Below are 16,538 nucleotides of genomic sequence, written 5' to 3' on the forward strand. Positions count from 1 at the left end.
CCTACTCTGCGGCGACGGGCCCCGCGCCCAGGTTGCTTTGACGGCGCCAGGACAGGCGGCTGGATAGCCGGTCGAACCAGAGATAAATGACCGGAGTCGTGTAAAGCGTGAGCAATTGACTCAGAATCAGTCCACCCACCATCGTAATTCCCAGCGGTCTGCGCAGTTCTGAGCCGGTGCCCGTCCCAAACGCCAGTGGGATCCCGGCCAGCAGGGCCGCCATGGTGGTCATCATGATGGGCCGGAAGCGCAACAGGCACGCCTGGTAGATGGCATTCAGGGGAGTCATTCCTTCCTTGCGCTCGGCTTCCAGAGCGAAGTCGATCATCATGATGCCGTTCTTCTTGACGATGCCGATCAGCAGCACCAGGCCGATCAGCGCGATCACGTTGAAGTCGGTCCGGCAGATCATGAGCGCCAGCACGGCGCCAACCCCGGCTGACGGCAGCGTGGAGAGAATCGTGATGGGATGAATGTAGCTTTCATAAAGCACGCCGAGCACGATGTAGACCGTGATAATCGCGGCCAGAATCAAGATCCACTCGTTGGACAGCGAATTCTGGAAAGCCTCCGCAGTTCCCTGAAAAGACGCCTGGATGCTGCGCGGAAGCCCGACCTGGCCCTCCACCTGTTTGATAGCCTGTACGGCCTTTCCAAGCGAGGCGCCGGGAGCAAGGTTGAAGGACAGCGTCACCACTGGAAACTGCCCCTGATGGTTGATGGTCAGGGGAGCGCTGGTTTCTTCAACGTGAGTAAATGCCGAAAGCGGAACCTGTCCGCCGTTTGGGAACGCCGAGGAGGAAGCGATGGCCCCGTCAATTGGCCCGCCGGAAGAGGCTGCGCCGGAAGCACCGGCCGAAGTTGAGGCAGACAGGCTCGCATTTGCGGCTGTCAGTGAGCTGGTGGGCCCGAGTAACTGCGTTGCGCCTGTACCGCCCGCCACCAGGCCGGACGCACCCGTGGAGGTTCCCACGCCTGTCCGAATATAAATGTGACGCAAGTCAAAAGGGGTCTCTTGAAATCCGGGCTTCACCTCCAGCACCACGTGGTACTGGTTCAACTGGGTGAAAATCGTCGAGACCAGCCTCTGGCCGAAGGCATCGTAGAGGGTCTGGTCGATGGCGGAAGGCGAGATTCCCAGACGATAGGCCGTGCTGCGGTCAAAAACCACTTTGGCCCGCAGACCTCCATTTTGCTGGTCACTGGCCACGTCGCGGAGTTCCGGGGTGTTCTGCATGGCGGCAACCATTTTCGAGGCGTAATTACTCAACTCATCGGTGTTGGGATCTTCAAGGGTGTATTGGAATTGCGTGCGGCTCACCCGGTCGTCCACCGTCAGGTCTTGCACGGGCTGCATGTAGAGCGTGATGCCTGGGACTTTAGCCAATTCCGGCTGAAGCCTGCGAATCACATCACTGGCGCTGATGTTTCGCTCATCCAACGGCTTCAGGTTAATAAGGATCCGCCCGTTGTTCAAAGTCGTATTGGTCCCATCCACTCCGATGAAGGAGGACAGGCCCTCGACTGCGGGGTCCTTCAGAATAACCGTGACCAGGCTCTGCTGTTCCGTCGCCATCTCCTGAAACGAAACATTCTGCGCCGCCTGCGAAACGCCCTGAATTACACCCGTATCCTGAATCGGGAAAAAACCTTTGGGAATGACATAGAAGAGCACGGCCGTCAGTGCGACGGTGCCCAGCGCCACCAGCAGAGTTTCGGTCTGACGCCGCAGCACCCATTGGAGGGTGCGGTCGTAGAGGCCGATGACTGCGTTCCATCCATGCTCAGTGATACGGTAAATCCGGCTCTGTTGTTCGTCGGGCCGGTGTCTCAGAAGTTTGGAACACATGACTGGCGTGAGAGTGAGCGAAACAATGGCCGAAACCAGAATCGTCACGCTGAGCGTGATGGCGAATTCGCGGAACAGCCGGCCTACGATGTCACCCATGAACAACAGTGGGATCAAGACAGCAATCAACGAGAACGTCAACGAGATGATCGTAAAACCGATTTGCTCCGATCCTCTCAGCGCCGCCCGCAACGGGGAGTCGCCCTGTTCGATGAATCGGGCAATGTTTTCGATCATGACAATGGCGTCATCCACCACGAACCCCGTCGAAATCGTCAACGCCATCAAGGTAAGATTGTTCAGGCTGTAGCCGAGCAGGTACATCACGCCGAATGTTCCGACCAGTGACAGCGGAACGGCCACGCTGGGAATAATGGTGGCCGCCACGTTCCGAAGAAAGAGAAAGATCACCATCACGACCAGGGCGATGGTCAGCAGCAGCTCGAACTCGACGTCCTTGACCGATGCGCGGATCGTGGTGGTGCGGTCGGTCAGGATGTGGACCTGCACAGAGGAAGGCAGAGTCGCGGTAAGCTGGGGCAGGAGCTGCTTGATGTGATCAACAACCGAAATGATGTTGGCGCTCGGCTGGCGCTGGATGTTCATGATGACCGCGGGACCGCTGTTCATCCAGGCCGCCTGGTCCAGATTCTCGGCTTCGTCGGCAATCGTGGCAACGTCGCTCAGCTTGACCGGGGCCCCGTTCCGGTAGGCGATCACCAGCGGCACGTAGTCGGCGCTTGACAGCAACTGGTCATTCGCGCCTATCTGGTATGCCTGGTGAGGCCCGTCGAAGCTTCCTTTCGCCTGGTTGACATTTGCCGCCACGATGACGTTGCGAACGTCTTCCAGGTTCAGGCCGTACGAGGCCAGATTTGTCGGGTTCACCTGGATCCTGACGGCCGGCTTCTGGCCTCCGCTGATGCTGACCAGGCCGACACCTGGCAACTGGGAAATCTTGGGCGCAAGGCGGGTGTCGGCAAGGTCTTCCACCTTGGTCAGCGGCAAATCGTTGGATGTCAACGCCAGGGTCAGGATCGGAGCGTCGGCGGGATTAACCTTGCTGTAGATGGGCGGGCTGGGGAGGTCCGGCGGAAGATAGGTCCCCGAGGCGTTGATGGATTGCTGGACTTCCTGCTCCGCGACATCGATGTTCAGGTTGAGACCGAACTGCAACGTGACCACTGAGAGTCCGCTGGAACTTGTCGAGGTCATCTGCTGCAGCCCGGGAACCTGGCCGAACTGGCGCTCCAGGGGCGCCGTCACGGACGAGGCCATGACGTCCGGGCTGGCGCCGGGGTAAAAGGTGATCACCTGAATGGTGGGATAGTCTACCTCTGGCAGGGCGGAAACAGGCAGTTCGAAATACGCCACGGTACCTGCGAGCAGTATGCCCAGCATTAACAGGGAAGTGGCGATCGGCCGCTCGATGAATTTCCTGGAAGGGCTCATCTAGTCTTCCTTGGAGGCCGTCCCGTTTTCGAAATGAACTCGGACCTTGCTGCCTTCCTGAAGCTTGTCTACGCCGGTCATAACGACAACGTCGCCCGCCATCAGCCCCGACGCAATTTCCGACTGGCCCGCTTCCGTCGTTCCCACGGTCACCGTTTTAACCGTGACAGTTGAATCCGGTTTCACCAGGTAGACGTAAGCCGTGTCAGTGTTGCGTTGCACCACGGCACTGGGAACCAGAGTCACACCGAGTTTCTGCTGCACCAGCAGCCTGGCGTTTACAAACTGGTTTGGAAACAGAGCATCATTCGCGTTGTTGAAGGTCGCACGCAACCTCAGAGTGCCGGTCGTTGGATCGATCTGGTTATCAACCGTCGTCAGTGCGCCGGTGGCAAGCTGCGTGCTCATGTCGCGGCTGTAGGCATCCACCCGCAAGCGTGCCCCCTGTCGCAATTTCTGCAGCACGGCAGGAACCTGGTCCTCCGGTATGGTAAATATCACGCTGATGGGCCTGACCTGAGTGATAACCAGCAGTCCGGTTTGGGACCCGGCTTGAACATAGTTTCCAGGATCAACCAGGCGTAAACCGATCCGCCCCGTGATGGGCGCCGTGATGTGGCAATACGCAATGTTCAGCTTGGCGTTTGCAATGGCCGCCTGGTCGATCTTCACCGCACCGTCGTCCTGCTCCACCAAGGCCTTTTGAGTGGCGAGCTGTTGCTCTGGAACCGCGTTGTGCGTCAGCAGGGTCTGGTAGCGTGTGAGGTCGAGCTGCGCGTTGTCCAAAGCAGCCTGGTCCTTGGCCAATTGGCCTTCCGCCTGCATCAATTGGACTTGAAAAGGCCTGGGATCAATTTCAACCAGCGGATCACCCTCGCGAACGTAGTCACCCTCGCGATAATTGACCTTCATCAATTGCCCGTCCACACGGCTTTTGACGGTCACGGTGTAAATTGGCGTCACCGTGCCCAGGCCGGTAAGGTAAACGCCAATGTCGCCCTTTCGCGCCTTCACCCCCACTACCGGAATGACCATGCCGCCCCGCGCACGCCCAGCGGCCGATTGGCCCCCGGTGGCGGTTGGCCCCGCGCCGCCGCGCTTGCGGGTGTAGGCATATACGCCAAAAGCCAGCAGCGCAAGTATTAACCACCAGAGCCAGCGCGCCCGCGAATGCCTCCCGGGCGCTGCATCTGCTTGCTTAGGGGGAACGGTTCTTTCACCGATCTCGGGGGGATATTGTTCCATCATGGTTCTTCCATCCTGCGCGTTCCGCCTACGTTTCCATATGCCGGAGCACTTCCTCGCGGGCGAATCCGCAATTCACCGCGCATCGCTGCGGTCGCGCCGTTTCAAGTGATAGGGTTGAGGGAGAACAGTGGAAGCGCTCTAAGCCGTCAGGCCGTGCCAGTGTGCTTGTTGACCCGAAGAAGACTAACTACGGGCCCGGGTTGCCAATCCAGATCGCCAGCAAGACCGTCCTATACACGAAAGGCACCCTGATGTTACCCCTGCTGACTGCCCTCTCGTACCTTGGCGAGCCTGCATCGGCCGTGCTCCTTTCCCGAAAGGAACGGCTACTCATGACAAAGTCCTTCCGGCTTCTTGCCATTGACTGAGCTCCCTGCCGGCAGCCAATTGGCACCAATTCGGAAGTTTGGACGTTCAGGCCGAGCAGGCGGTTACAGATAATGTTCGCCGAACCTCGCGTACATGCCTGACCGGCAAGTGAACGTTTCGGGTTGATCTGGCGTCAAGAAGTGAATATGCCGTTGCTGCTTATAGACTTACCACAACGAATCGATTGAGGCTTCCAAGCGAAAAGGTGACTTTCGGCTAACCACATGAAATCACGAGGGTCGCCCGTCAATAAGGTGGGCCCTCCAGCCGCTCCAACTGATAATTCCCAATTCCGGCCGAGGGGTCTCAGGCAGCATCGATAGCAGCTCGAGCAGGTTTTCATCCGGATCTCGGAAGTAGAGTGACGCGGCCGGCATCCAGCAGAGCACAACGGGTTCCTCGGTTGGGGCGCCGTCAAAATCGAGCGGGACGACACCGACGGCGCGAAGACGCGCTGGCGCGTCCAGCAGATCTCCGAGATCTGACTTGAAGGCAATATGCAGACTCAGCTTCTGGGGGCCGGTCCCGGCCTCCCACAGGCCGAGCATCGCGTTGCCGCCTCCGCCAATCCAGTAGAACGCGACTTTGCGCTCCCAAAATACCTCGGCCAGCTCGAGTTCCAGGACCTGGCCATAGAAAGTCATCGAGCGTTGCAGGTCTGTAACCGTCAGATGGGATTCAAAGAGATCGCGAACAGGAACCACACCAACCTCCGTTCCGCCAAATGTCGAATGAGGTGCTCTCCGCATGCCGGCCATTTATGATGCCGTCCGCATGGGTCAATTAGCATTTCGCAGCAGCCGGGCAAAGTTCTTTAACTCCTCTGCGTTAAGGTCGGACACGACCCAATAGTCCATGCCCGACTTGGTCCAGTGGTAGACGTTATAGCCCTGGCGTGCCGATGCCTTCACAAGGGCGCCGGAGTCGGTGGAGGAAGCGCCGTCCGGCCAGGTGAAGACGTTGATCAGATGTTTGCCCCGCTCATACACGAGCGCCGCTACCGCCCGCCCCCCCAGATAATCGAGCCGCCCGCCGGCAAGCGGGAACCCCTCGCGGGCCAGATCGATGACCGAAGGCGAAAAGTCAAGCCTTCCGTCAAACCATGGTTTCACGGTGTGCTGATCGGAAGACACAACGTCTGTGAGGTGGTTGGGCATCAGCGAGCGAATATGGCTGGAAACCACTTCCTCCGCCAGAGAATCCTGTTGTGGGGGCCGTGACCACCTCGGCGCCAGAATTGAGATGATAACGACCAGTGCCGCAAGCGCTGCCGCCGCGGTGGCCCAGGTTGGAAAGCGGCCCCATCGAGTCTGGCGTGGACGCCATGTTCTTACGGCGCCGGTTTTCGGCTTAGTGGAAGCCTCGTGTGCCTCGCGCAGGCCAACCCTTATTCGATGCGCAAGGTTATCTGGAGCCTTGTAGTACAGCGAGCTGCCGCGCACCAACGATCGGAGCGACTGTTGTTTCTGGAACGTCAGCAGGCAGCCCGCGCAGCTCTCCAAATGGCTCTCGATTTCCATGCTGCGGACAAGGTCGAGTTCACCGTCCAGAAATGCATGGCCCAGACGTCCCATCTCCTCACAGTTCATCGAAGGAGCTCCTTATTTGTTCCGCCGGCCAAAGTCCTCTCCAGCATGTTACGTGCGCGCGCCAGGCGTGACATCACCGTGCCCAGCGGAACTCCAGTAACGTCGGCAATCTCCTTGTAGCTCAGTCCTTCAAGCTCACGCAGGACCAGCGTTTCGCGAAACTCCAGCGGGAGTTCCTCTAATGCTTTGGCCAGCAGCTCGCGGTTGGCTTCACCCAGCAGCAGAGCTTCCGGGTTGGCGTTTGTCTCCGGGCTGTGGGTCTCCTCATCAAATTCGGTTGTCATTTCACTCGACCGGCCCCGCTGAAGCCATGTGTAGCAGGTGTTGCGCACGATCGTGAGAATCCAGGCCCGGCCGTTGCCTCCACGGAAACCTTCAAACGAGGTGAAGGCCCGCATGTATGATTCCTGCACCATGTCCTCGGCGTCTTCCGGCTGACGGATGAGCCAGCGAGCAAGGTTGTGCGCTGCGTCCAGGTGAGGCAGCACGGCCTGCTCGAACTGCGCCGCCTTGTCCTGCTCACTCAAGGCAATTCCTTTCCACCGTAAGCACACTCCTGAGTCCTATGACCAGCTTCCGGTCTTTTTTATTCCCGGCTCCCATCCCGCCGAATTCCTGGAATTTTTCGCTCGCCTGTCAGGTATGAAAGGGTGACGGCGATCGAGAAAACCGTCACAAATCAGATGCAAGAAGTGCAAAGGAGGTTCCATTGTCCGACTATATCGTTCACGACCATAACCACGACGGAATTGACCGCCGCGGATTTCTCAGATGTATGGCCTGGGCTGGCACTGGGCTACTCTGCGTCGTCAAAGGCGGGGTTTTAAACTCCTACAGCTTGAGCCAGCTCGCTCAGGACCCGGATGGAAAGGCCATGGAAAGCATTAAGGGGGAACTGAGCTTCGCCCAGATATCCGACAGCCACATGGGCTTCAGTAAGCCCGCCAATTCAGACGTAGTAGCCACCCTGCAGGCTGCGATTGACAAAATCAATGCACTGCAAACCCCGCCGGCTTTCCTGCTTCATACCGGCGACATCAGCCATCTTTCCAAAGCACAGGAGTTTGACACAGTCGATCAGCTCCTAAAGGGCGCCAGGGCAAGCCGGGTCTTTTATGTTCCCGGCGAACACGATGTCCTTACCGATAATGGCAAATACTACCGCGACCGGTATGGCAGGGAAACGAGCGGATCGGGCTGGTATAGCTTTGAGCATAGCGGCGTTCATTTCATCGGCCTCGTCAATGTCCTGGACCTCAAGGCCGGCGGCCTGGGGACGCTGGGACCGGACCAGCTTGCATGGCTCAAACAGGATGTGGGCGGGCTCTCGTCTAGTACTCCAATCGTGGTGTTCGCCCATATTCCGCTCTGGTCGATCTATCCCGATTGGGGTTGGGCGACGGAGGACAGCGCCCAAGCGCTTTCCTACCTCAAGCGATTCGGGTCGGTCACCGTCCTCAACGGCCATATTCACCAGACCATGCAAAAAGTGGAAGGGAACATCACCTTCCATACCGCGGCTTCCACGGCGTTTCCTCAGCCCCACCCCGGGGAAGCGCCCTCGCCCGGACCGATGAAAGTGCCCGCGGAGCAGTTGCGCAGTCTGTTGGGCCTGACGAGTGTCCAGTACGTCCAGGGCAGGCAGACACTGGCCATCGTCGATGCGTCGCTGAATTGATTGGAATAGCCGATTGATCGATCGAAAAATGAGTTACGAAAAGGAGAAGAGAATATGAAAAAGATACTTTGGAATTTCAGAAAGCTCAGAGCCGTCACATTGGCGCTTCTTATTCTGACGGGCGCGACCGCCTTGAGGCCAGCTTTGTACGGAGAAAGCAATCCAGGCAGCACACTGGTGAATATTGACAACTTCAGTTTCGGCTCGGGGACGCTGACGGTCCCTGCCGGAACCACTGTCACCTGGATCAATAGAGATGACGTACCGCATACGGTTGTCAGCACAGACAAGGTGTTTGCCTCGTCGGTGCTGGACACCGGCGATAAGTTCTCGTACACCTTCACCAAGCCTGGCACATACTCTTACTATTGTTCAGTCCACCCGAAGATGACCGCTAAAGTTGTGGTCAGATAACCCTGACCGCGTAGGCCGCGAGTGGGGGTTCGCCAACAGAGGAGCGAGCGCGGGGGGAGCCCTCCATTCCGCCGTCAGAGACTTTATCGAACCAGTGCAATTCAAAATATCGTATACTAGCTGCATTCGGGGCAAAGAACAGGGACTAGGGCTACTTAAGTGCAAGGAACTAAAAGAGTCTAATTCCTTGGACGTGGATTCCTTCCAAAAAGTCTCTCTCGCCGAGGCGCAGTCACACGGCCTGGATGCGGTCCTCCAGAAGATCGTGCGGAGTCTCGCAGACAATCCTGACATCGCGCTAACGCGCGTCTGGCTGATCGGGACCGGCGACGTCTGCACATCGTGTCCCATGCGGAGCGTGTGCCCGGACCAAACGCGCTGCCTGCATCTGGTGGCCAGCGCTGGCAAACCTCTGAAGGAGCAGGTCAGGGGAGATGCCGAGCAGGAAGAGTGGTCCCGCATTAACGGTCACTTTCGTCGAATCCCGTTGAACGCTCCTCTCAAAGTGTCCCGCGTTGCAACGACGGGTGACCCTGTCCACATCCGGACACAGGAGGAAGAAGGTGCTCAGCTTTGGATTTCACGCCAGGAGTGGGTGAAGGCACAAAAGATCAGGAGCTTTGCGGGCCTGCCCGTGGTGTTCCAGGAAGAAGTGCTTGGAGTGCTGGCTGTTTTCAGCCGGGTTGACTTGACCGAGCGGGAGTTGGGATGGCTGCAGGGTTTTGCCGAACGTGCAGCAGAGGCAATATCGAAAGCACAGGCGACGGGCCAGGTGATGGCCTTACGGACGAGCGTCGCAGCGCTGGAAGAGCGTTGGCGGTCGGTGTTCGAGAGGTCGGCCATCGGTGTGGCTTTCAGCGACGCGAAAGGCCGGTTTTTGGACGTCAATCCTGCCTATCAGAAGATTCTGGGCTATTCGGAGGAGGAACTTCAAAAGCTCTCGTTTTACGACATCACCCCGGAAGAATTCCGCGAATCCAACCGGGCGCTGGCAGCGGACTTGTGGGCCGGGAGATTGGAGCAATACCAGTTCGAAAAACCCTATTGCCGTAAGGATGGCAGTCTGGTCTGGGTCCTGCTGCACGCCTCGCTCGTGCCGGGCACGGGGAGCGCACCTAAATTTGCGATGGCCCTTTGTGAGGACATCACCGAGCGTAAAGATGCCGAAGAATCTCTCAAGAAAAGCGAAGAACGCCGGCGAACGCTGCTCGAGATCAACAATGCTATTATCACCAAGCTCAACCAGAACGAACTCTTCCGTGCTATCTGCGAAGCCTTGAAACGCGTGGTTCCTTACGGCCGAGTTGCCCTGATCCTCCGCGATCCCGGCACCGATGTTCTGCGAATTGCCGCCTTGGAGGGGCCTTTTCAGGGAAAGAATTTCGCTGTTGGGCATGAAGTTGGACCCGACAGCATCTCCAGATGGATCGTTGAACACCGCCGGCCCTTCCTGCGGCGGGACCTCGAGGCTGAATGGGAATATCCGACGGAGCGCCGTCTCCTGGACAGCGGCATCCGGTCGCTTTGTGCTCTGCCTCTGATCGCCCGGGAAGAGCCAAGCGGGGTTCTGTTCCTGGTCAGTCCCACAACCGGCGAATACTCGGAAGATGATATCTTTTTCCTGCAGGAAGTCGCTAACCAGGTCGCGCTGGCGGTCGGGAACATGAGGGCCTATGAGGAGATCGGCGATCTCAACAAACAGGTCGCCAGCACGGCTGACCACCTTCGAACGCTGCTCGAAATCAACAACGCAATCGTTACGAACCTGTCGCAAGAGGCGCTTCTGCGGTCGATCTCCGAGTCGCTCCGGGGCGGGATCCCGTTCCATCGCGCGGCTTTGACCATCTATCAGCCGGGCAGAAACGTTTTTCGATTCGTGGCGATTGAGGGCAGCTCTGTTTCAAATTATTTTCAGCCCAAGCTTGAGATCAGTCCTGCAAACAGCAGTGTGGGCTGGGTATTTCATCATCAGCGGCCCATTCTCCGCCAGGACCTGGAAAGAGAACAGCAATACGACAATGAACAACGCTTGGCCGCGGAAGGCATGCGGTCACACTGCGTAGTCCCGCTGATTGTGCGGGGGAAGAGTATCGGCACCCTCAATGTCGCGCACGCCCTCCCCGGTCAGTATTCGCAGAAAAATGCGGAATTTCTGCAGGAAGTGGCCAATCAGGTGGCGCTTGCTGTGGAGAACATGCAGGCCTATGAAGAGATCGCGGAGCTGAAGGCAAGGCTCGAGAAGGAAAACATCTATCTGCAGGAGGAAATCCGCACAGAGCACAATTTTGAGGAAATTGTAGGGAACAGTAACGCTCTGCTGAAGGTGCTTCGAGCGGTCGAGCAGGTCGCCCCGACCGATTCCACAGTGCTCATTCATGGCGAAACGGGAACGGGCAAGGAACTGATCGCCCACGCCATCCACAATCGCAGCTTGCGCAAGGAACGCCCTCTGGTCAGAGTCGATTGCAGTTCCATCCCCGCAGGCCTGATTGAAAGTGAGCTGTTCGGCCACATGAAAGGCGCCTTCACGGGTGCGTCTGAACGCCGCACCGGGCGATTCGAAATTGCTGACGGCGGCACTATTTTTCTTGACGAGATTGGCGAACTGCCCCTGGAAATGCAAGTGAAGCTGTTGAGGGTCCTGCAGGAACGCGACTTCGAGCCTGTGGGCAGCAGCCGCTCCCTTCGCGTTGATGTCAGGGTCATCGCCGCCACCAATCGCAATTTGCAGAACGCGGTGGATGCGGGCCGGTTCCGCTCTGACCTGTTTTACCGCCTCAATGTGTTCCCGCTTGAATTGCCCCCGCTGAGAAATCGCCAGACCGACATTCCCCACCTTGTAAACTTCTATCTTTCGCGGTATTCGAAAAAATTCGGCAAGCAAGTAGATACTGTTTCGCAGGAAACGTTGGACGGGTTGATGAGCTACGCCTGGCCGGGGAACGTTCGAGAGTTGCAGAACGTGATTGAGAGGGCCGTGATTCTGTCGCCAGGCCCAAACCTGCTGCTCAACCAGGAGCTGTTGCCTCGCCTCTTTTTCAGCAACGGACAAGAACTCGAAACGGCCGCGGAAGGGCAATTGTCTTTACGCCAAGGACCCGCCGAGCTCACAACCTTGGACGAGTTAGAACGAAAGCACATCCTTGCGGCCCTGCAGGAGACCGGCGGAGTGATTGAGGGATCAAAAGGTGCCGCTCGAATTCTTGGTCTCCACCCAAATACTCTCCGCCACCGGATGCAGAGGCTCGGTGTCAGGCGTCCTGGCCACCGCCAGCAGTAGTTCCCCCACCGCAGATCGTGGCCTCGAACGCCCTGGTCCGCTGATCGCCCACAAAATCGTAATCGCCGTAAAACGTCGGCCGCAAATCCGAATCGGCTCACTGATCTGATCAGTTTTGCCAATTTGACTTGCAAATTACTGATTCAGCATCTGTAAATTGTCAACTTGTTTACGAAAAACAAAAACAAGCCTACGTCCGCCTTAGAAATCTTTACAGGAATTAAACTCAGACGTCCATTTGGAATCGAACCTGCCTCTACCAGTATCGACGGTGCGGGAGCGTTCAACATGCTGAGAGTGACGGTCGTCGAGTCTTCGGATTCAGGTGTCAGGCTGAGGGTGGAAGGTCGGCTAACCGGTCACAGCGTTACAGAACTGCGCGAATCGTGTGAATTGCACGCACTCGCGGATGGTACGAAGTTGACTCTCGATCTGGGCGATGTTTCTTTCGCCGACGGAGAGGGGATCCAACTTCTCAAGGATCTCAGAAGCCGCGACGTGACCATTCTGAATCTTCTGCCATATCTGACGCTGCAGCTTCGCGTGGCTGAACGCGGCACGATGTCCCTTCGAAATAAGGGCGATGGCTCTGAAGAGTGATGATGGAACGCAGGATGCTCGTAGAACTGGACAACGAAATCGCGCTGGTTCGGCTGGCGCAGTCCGGAAGCCCCGACGCTTTCGGAACCCTCGTTAATCAATACGAGGGGATGGTTTACCGGTTGGTTCGCGCGATTACGACAAGCGACGAGGACGCTGAAGAGTTGTTGGAAGCAACCTTCTTGCAGGCGCGCGAGGATGTTGGGGAATTCCGGGGAGAGGAGCGACTCCACTCGTGGCTGGCGCGAATCGCGATTGATACGGCCATCGTCAGGTTGCGCCGGCACGGTCCTTTCACAGGTTATTCATTCGACGAACCCATGAACAATACTGACGCGATGTCATCACCCGGCCGTGTTCAGGAATGGATTCACGATCCCAGGCACAGCTATAGTAAGGCCGACCTCGACGCCATTCTGTCCAGGGCACTCGAGGATATTGAAACTCCTTTGCGGATAATCTTCGTCCTCGGCGACATAGAAGGATTCTCCGTCGAAGAGATAGCAGATATATTGGGGCTCTCACTTCCGGTTGTGAAAACCTATCGGACCCATGCCCGCCTGAAGCTGAGGGCCAACCTGAGCATCTGGTTCGAGAACCTTTCCGTTTCCGCCTCGAAATGAAGTGTCCACGACGAGGGCCTTCATTTCTGCGGACCGACTTTAACGGCTTTGAAAAAGCCATGACGAGGTAATCCATGGCAGTTGAAGTATCGACAATTTATGAGAAGCGCGATAGGACTTTCCTGCCCCGTAAGTTAGTCGACTCGGAGTCCGAAGCTCTCCCGCTCGCCGGGTTTATCTGCCACGATCTGCGTGTGCCCCTGTCCGCCATTCTGGCATATTCAGAACTCATGGCTGAGGACAACCTGGACACGTTCCAGAGGAAAGATTTTCACAAGGAAATCCGCTCGGCCGTATGCCGGATGAATGATCTCATATCATTGCTCCTGGAGTTCTCCAGACCTCGTGATGCTCTTCGAGCAGAGCCTAGCGACATCAGGAAGACGATCCAGTGCGCAATACGGGCTGTGGCGGTGAGGCCGGAGTTCAGCCGTATTATGACCAGTTACGAACACGAGGGCCTGGATGAGTGCAGGTTCGACGCTGGACAAGTGCAGCGGGTGGTCACCAACCTCGTTCTCAATGCTTGCGAGGCGGTTTCGCCCGTCTCAGGAAGGATAAACGTCAAATCACTGGGTCGGCGCGAGCGTATCGAAATCACCATCGCAGATAACGGCCCTGGCATCCCAGAGCCGATTCGCCACGCCGTCTTCCAGCCTTTTGTGAGTTACGGCAAGACAGATGGTACCGGACTCGGATTGGCAATTGTTCAGAAAATTCTTCGCGGCCTGGGTGGGGATGTTTACCTGGAAAGAACGGGTACGGAAGGTACGCTCTTCAAAGTTGCGCTTCCCTACGTAAGCTCGCGCTGGAAATAAATCGCTTGGTTCGCCTGCGAGTAGCCGAAATATTTGCGAGGTAAGTTAGGTGAGTGTCACTCAAAACGAAAGGGCCTTTCGCTTTCGCGCGCTACACGAAGGCCCCGGCAGCTTTCTCATTCCGAATCCGTGGGATGTCGCGTCCGCGAGGATTCTGGCTGGGTTTGGGTTCCAGGCCTTGGCCACATCGAGCGCGGCCTCTGCCTGTGTAGCGGGTCGAAGAGACCATGGACTGACGAGAGATGAGGCGCTCGCGCACGCACGCATGATTGTTGATTCGACAGATATACCCGTCTCGGCGGACTTGGGAAAAGGGTTCGGGGATGCGCCGGACGATGCTGCGCAAACGGTTCGCCTGGCGGCCGAAGCAGGCCTGGTCGGGTGTACCATCGAAGATGCGACCGGCGATTCAGACCGTCCGCTCTATGATGACAGCCTGGCGGTTGAAAGGATCGCGGCTGCCGCGCAAGTCGCGCGGGAGTTGCCTTTCCCGTTCATGCTCACTGCGCGGGCGCATAATTTCCTCTATGGCAATCCAGACCTGGATGGCACCATCCGCCGCCTTCAGGCCTTCGAAAAAGTGGGGGCCGATGTGCTGTTCGCGCCGGGGCTGCCTGACCTCGAATCGGTTCGCACGGTATGTGCAGCACTTTCGAAGCCATTCAACTTCATGGTTGGAATTAAAGGCAAGTCGTTTTCAGTTCCTGAGCTCACAGCCGCGGGAGTCAAGCGCATCAGCCTTGCCACTTCGCTGTACCGCGCGGCGATGACGGGTTTTCTCGATGCCGCACGTGAGCTGATAACGACAGGCCAGTTCTCTTTCGTCGATCGAAGCGTGTCAACGCACGATCTGAACAAGCTTATGCGGATTTAACCACGCGGCGAGAACGCACAGGGGCTTCAGGGAGAAAAACACAACGATCCGGTCAATATTGCCGCTTTTCGATGCGCGGGCGCTCCACGCGGCTCATGGCCCCCTTTTCAATCGCCGGGTGTTTAAGGCCGCGCAATTCGGCGAGGTTTGCGCAAACCTTTTCCACTGCGTCAGCAATGTCGTCTGCATCCTTGCGGCTGCCCAGGAACAGGTGGTGCGGCATCCAGACCGATTCCTCATAGGCGGCGCGCTCTGAAACCGGGCAATGATACTTTGTTCTGGGATTCAGCGGTTCTGCCCGCCCCCAGGAAAGCGCCGGAAACTCGCTCGGGTCCAGCGGAAACAGCGCGCTCTTGTAGACCGGCTCATAGAAAAGCCCGTCGCAGGGAATGCCTTCCATCTCGAGCGCTCCCAGGAAAGCCGCCCGCGGCGTGCTGTCAAAAGCTCCCGCACGATACTTGAACACGTACTGGTATGCCGCCACTCGCGTGTTGCGCTTATCGCATTTCAGGAAATCCAGCCCTGGAATTTTACGCAGCCGTTTTTCCAGGTGGGCCATGTTCGCCTGGCGCGTCTCCGCCTGCTTTGGAAGGCGTTCGAGCTGAGCTTCCAGGATTGCTGCCTGAAATTCCGTCACCCGGTGGTTAAATCCGATCAGCCGATGGCCAAATCGGTCGGTGGTGCTGGCGCGGCCGCAATTCACATAGGATTGTGCCCGCTCGTAAAATTCGAGATTGCCGGTAATCACTCCGCCGCCTTCGCCCGAGGTCATCAGCTTGCTTGATTGGAAGCTGAAACAGCCGAATTCGCCCGTGGCGCCGGCTCCCTTGTTCCGCCATTTGCCGCCGTGAGCATGCGCGCAGTCTTCAATCACCACCAGATTGTGGGCGCGCGCGATCTTCATGATGGCGTCCATGTCGGCAAAGCTCATGGCCAGGTGGACAGGCAGGATCGCCCGGGTCTTGTCGGTCAGCACCGCTTCAATCAGCCGCGCGTCCAGGCAGTAGGTGTCGGGATCGACATCCACAAACACGGGCACTGCGTTCAGCAGCAGCACCGGCCCCACCGTACCTTCCCACGTGTAGGCGGGGACAATCACTTCGTCGCCGGGCCGAATGCCCGCGGCCTTCAGCGCCACCTGGATTGCCACCGTTCCGTTTGACACCGCAAGGCCGTATTTCGCGCCGTGGAATTTTGCGAACTTCTGCGCAAAACGGTCGGCAATGGTGTTCGGAAACGGATAGCCACCCCAGTTGCGGCTGGCCAGGACCTTCTGCACGGCGCGTTCCTCCTCCCGGCCGTAGATGGGCCAGTCGGAAAACGGTCTTTTTCGGACGGGCTTGCCTCCGGTGATCGCCAGTTTTCCCATCGTCTGCTCCTTATCTCTGAACGTGGACCACGTTCGAATAGGCCGATTCGCCCGCGCCGTTCACCGCGCGCACGCGGTAGGAAACAACTGAATCCGCAGGCGCCGAAGCGTCATCATATTGCGAAGCCGTGGAAGATAGTTTGGCAATGCTCGCCCACGCTCCGTCACCGGTGCGCCGCTCGACGACGACTCCGGAGGGGTTCCCGCCATGGACTTCCCACACCAGGTTCACGGCGCTGCCTGAAACTTTGGCTTCGAGCGAGCTGGGCGCTTCCGGCAAAATGGTCCAGTCGAAGTAACTCGCATCCGTAATAGCCATCACGCTGTCGCGCACCGGCACCGACTCCAGGGTGTCCGTCGTTCCCGTTTTCCAGC

14 protein-coding genes are annotated in these 16,538 nt (G+C 57.9%); 7 read left to right on the forward strand and 7 right to left on the reverse strand.

Translation table 11 applies throughout. From position 1 onward, the window contains the following. Nucleotide 1: 1 nt before the first annotated feature. From VFQ24_18165 to VFQ24_18185, 5 genes are all read right to left on the reverse strand, one after another. On the reverse strand, nt 2-3,301 hold the full coding sequence (locus VFQ24_18165; protein ID HET9180285.1) for an efflux RND transporter permease subunit: 3,300 nt from the start codon (nt 3,299-3,301) through the stop codon (nt 2-4). After that, entirely contained in the window at nt 3,302-4,549 is a 1,248-nt protein-coding gene (locus VFQ24_18170; GenBank protein HET9180286.1) for an MdtA/MuxA family multidrug efflux RND transporter periplasmic adaptor subunit, read from the reverse strand. A 599-nt stretch (nt 4,550-5,148) separates the two neighbouring features. Next, complete coding sequence (locus tag VFQ24_18175; protein ID HET9180287.1) at nt 5,149-5,622, reverse strand: VOC family protein; 474 nt, start codon at nt 5,620-5,622, stop codon at nt 5,149-5,151. 75 nt (nt 5,623-5,697) lie between these two features. Then, nucleotides 5,698-6,507 (reverse strand): anti-sigma factor, encoded by an 810-nt coding sequence (locus VFQ24_18180; protein HET9180288.1) that lies wholly within the window; start codon nt 6,505-6,507, stop codon nt 5,698-5,700. After that, on the reverse strand, nt 6,504-7,034 hold the full coding sequence (locus VFQ24_18185; protein ID HET9180289.1) for a sigma-70 family RNA polymerase sigma factor: 531 nt from the start codon (nt 7,032-7,034) through the stop codon (nt 6,504-6,506). Before VFQ24_18185 ends, VFQ24_18180 begins: the two co-directional genes overlap by 4 nt. A 248-nt stretch (nt 7,035-7,282) precedes the next feature. Here VFQ24_18185 and VFQ24_18190 point away from each other — a divergent pair, with 248 nt between their 5' ends. From VFQ24_18190 to VFQ24_18220, 7 genes are all read left to right on the forward strand, one after another. Continuing rightward, a complete protein-coding gene (locus tag VFQ24_18190) occupies nt 7,283-8,185 on the forward strand; it encodes a metallophosphoesterase (GenBank protein HET9180290.1) in 903 nt (300 codons plus the stop codon). A gap of 54 nt (nt 8,186-8,239) precedes the next feature. Further along, nucleotides 8,240-8,599, forward strand: a complete 360-nt coding sequence (locus tag VFQ24_18195; GenBank protein HET9180291.1) for a cupredoxin family copper-binding protein — start codon at nt 8,240-8,242, stop codon at nt 8,597-8,599. A 193-nt stretch (nt 8,600-8,792) separates the two neighbouring features. Continuing rightward, complete coding sequence (locus VFQ24_18200) at nt 8,793-11,879, forward strand: sigma 54-interacting transcriptional regulator (protein ID HET9180292.1); 3,087 nt, start codon at nt 8,793-8,795, stop codon at nt 11,877-11,879. Nucleotides 11,880-12,167: 288 nt separating this feature from the next. Further along, nucleotides 12,168-12,479 carry an STAS domain-containing protein gene (locus VFQ24_18205; protein HET9180293.1) on the forward strand — a complete coding sequence of 104 codons (312 nt, stop codon included), beginning with the start codon at nt 12,168-12,170 and terminating at the stop codon, nt 12,477-12,479. Next, nucleotides 12,479-13,102, forward strand: coding sequence for a sigma-70 family RNA polymerase sigma factor (locus VFQ24_18210; protein HET9180294.1), 624 nt, complete (start codon nt 12,479-12,481; stop codon nt 13,100-13,102). Before VFQ24_18205 ends, VFQ24_18210 begins: the two co-directional genes overlap by 1 nt. 74 nt (nt 13,103-13,176) lie before the next feature. Next, nucleotides 13,177-13,920: a HAMP domain-containing sensor histidine kinase gene (locus tag VFQ24_18215; GenBank protein HET9180295.1), complete on the forward strand. Its 744-nt coding sequence runs from the start codon at nt 13,177-13,179 to the stop codon at nt 13,918-13,920. 49 nt (nt 13,921-13,969) lie between these two features. After that, nucleotides 13,970-14,794 carry an isocitrate lyase/phosphoenolpyruvate mutase family protein gene (locus VFQ24_18220; protein ID HET9180296.1) on the forward strand — a complete coding sequence of 275 codons (825 nt, stop codon included), beginning with the start codon at nt 13,970-13,972 and terminating at the stop codon, nt 14,792-14,794. A gap of 52 nt (nt 14,795-14,846) precedes the next feature. On the opposite strand, the gene VFQ24_18225 is transcribed toward VFQ24_18220, so the two are convergent. Together VFQ24_18225 and VFQ24_18230 are read right to left on the reverse strand one after the other, a co-directional pair. Then, a complete protein-coding gene (locus VFQ24_18225; GenBank protein ID HET9180297.1) occupies nt 14,847-16,163 on the reverse strand; it encodes a DegT/DnrJ/EryC1/StrS family aminotransferase in 1,317 nt (438 codons plus the stop codon). 10 nt (nt 16,164-16,173) lie between these two features. Beyond that, nucleotides 16,174-16,538 (reverse strand): fibronectin type III domain-containing protein (locus VFQ24_18230; protein ID HET9180298.1); only part of this gene is annotated, 365 nt, incomplete at its 5' end.

Source organism: Terriglobia bacterium (assembly GCA_035712365.1).
Lineage (GTDB): Bacteria > Acidobacteriota > Terriglobia > UBA7540 > UBA7540 > SCRD01.

Coding starts and splice junctions, on each gene's coding strand:
- VFQ24_18165 (HET9180285.1), bottom strand. CDS start 3,301: ATGAGCCCTTCCAGGAAATTCATCGAGCGGCCGATCGCCACTTCCCTG.
- VFQ24_18170 (HET9180286.1), bottom strand. CDS start 4,549: ATGATGGAACAATATCCCCCCGAGATCGGTGAAAGAACCGTTCCCCCT.
- VFQ24_18180 (HET9180288.1), bottom strand. CDS start 6,507: ATGAACTGTGAGGAGATGGGACGTCTGGGCCATGCATTTCTGGACGGT.
- VFQ24_18190 (HET9180290.1), top strand. CDS start 7,283: ATGGCCTGGGCTGGCACTGGGCTACTCTGCGTCGTCAAAGGCGGGGTT.
- VFQ24_18195 (HET9180291.1), top strand. CDS start 8,240: ATGAAAAAGATACTTTGGAATTTCAGAAAGCTCAGAGCCGTCACATTG.
- VFQ24_18205 (HET9180293.1), top strand. CDS start 12,168: ATGCTGAGAGTGACGGTCGTCGAGTCTTCGGATTCAGGTGTCAGGCTG.
- VFQ24_18210 (HET9180294.1), top strand. CDS start 12,479: ATGATGGAACGCAGGATGCTCGTAGAACTGGACAACGAAATCGCGCTG.
- VFQ24_18215 (HET9180295.1), top strand. CDS start 13,177: ATGGCAGTTGAAGTATCGACAATTTATGAGAAGCGCGATAGGACTTTC.
- VFQ24_18225 (HET9180297.1), bottom strand. CDS start 16,163: ATGGGAAAACTGGCGATCACCGGAGGCAAGCCCGTCCGAAAAAGACCG.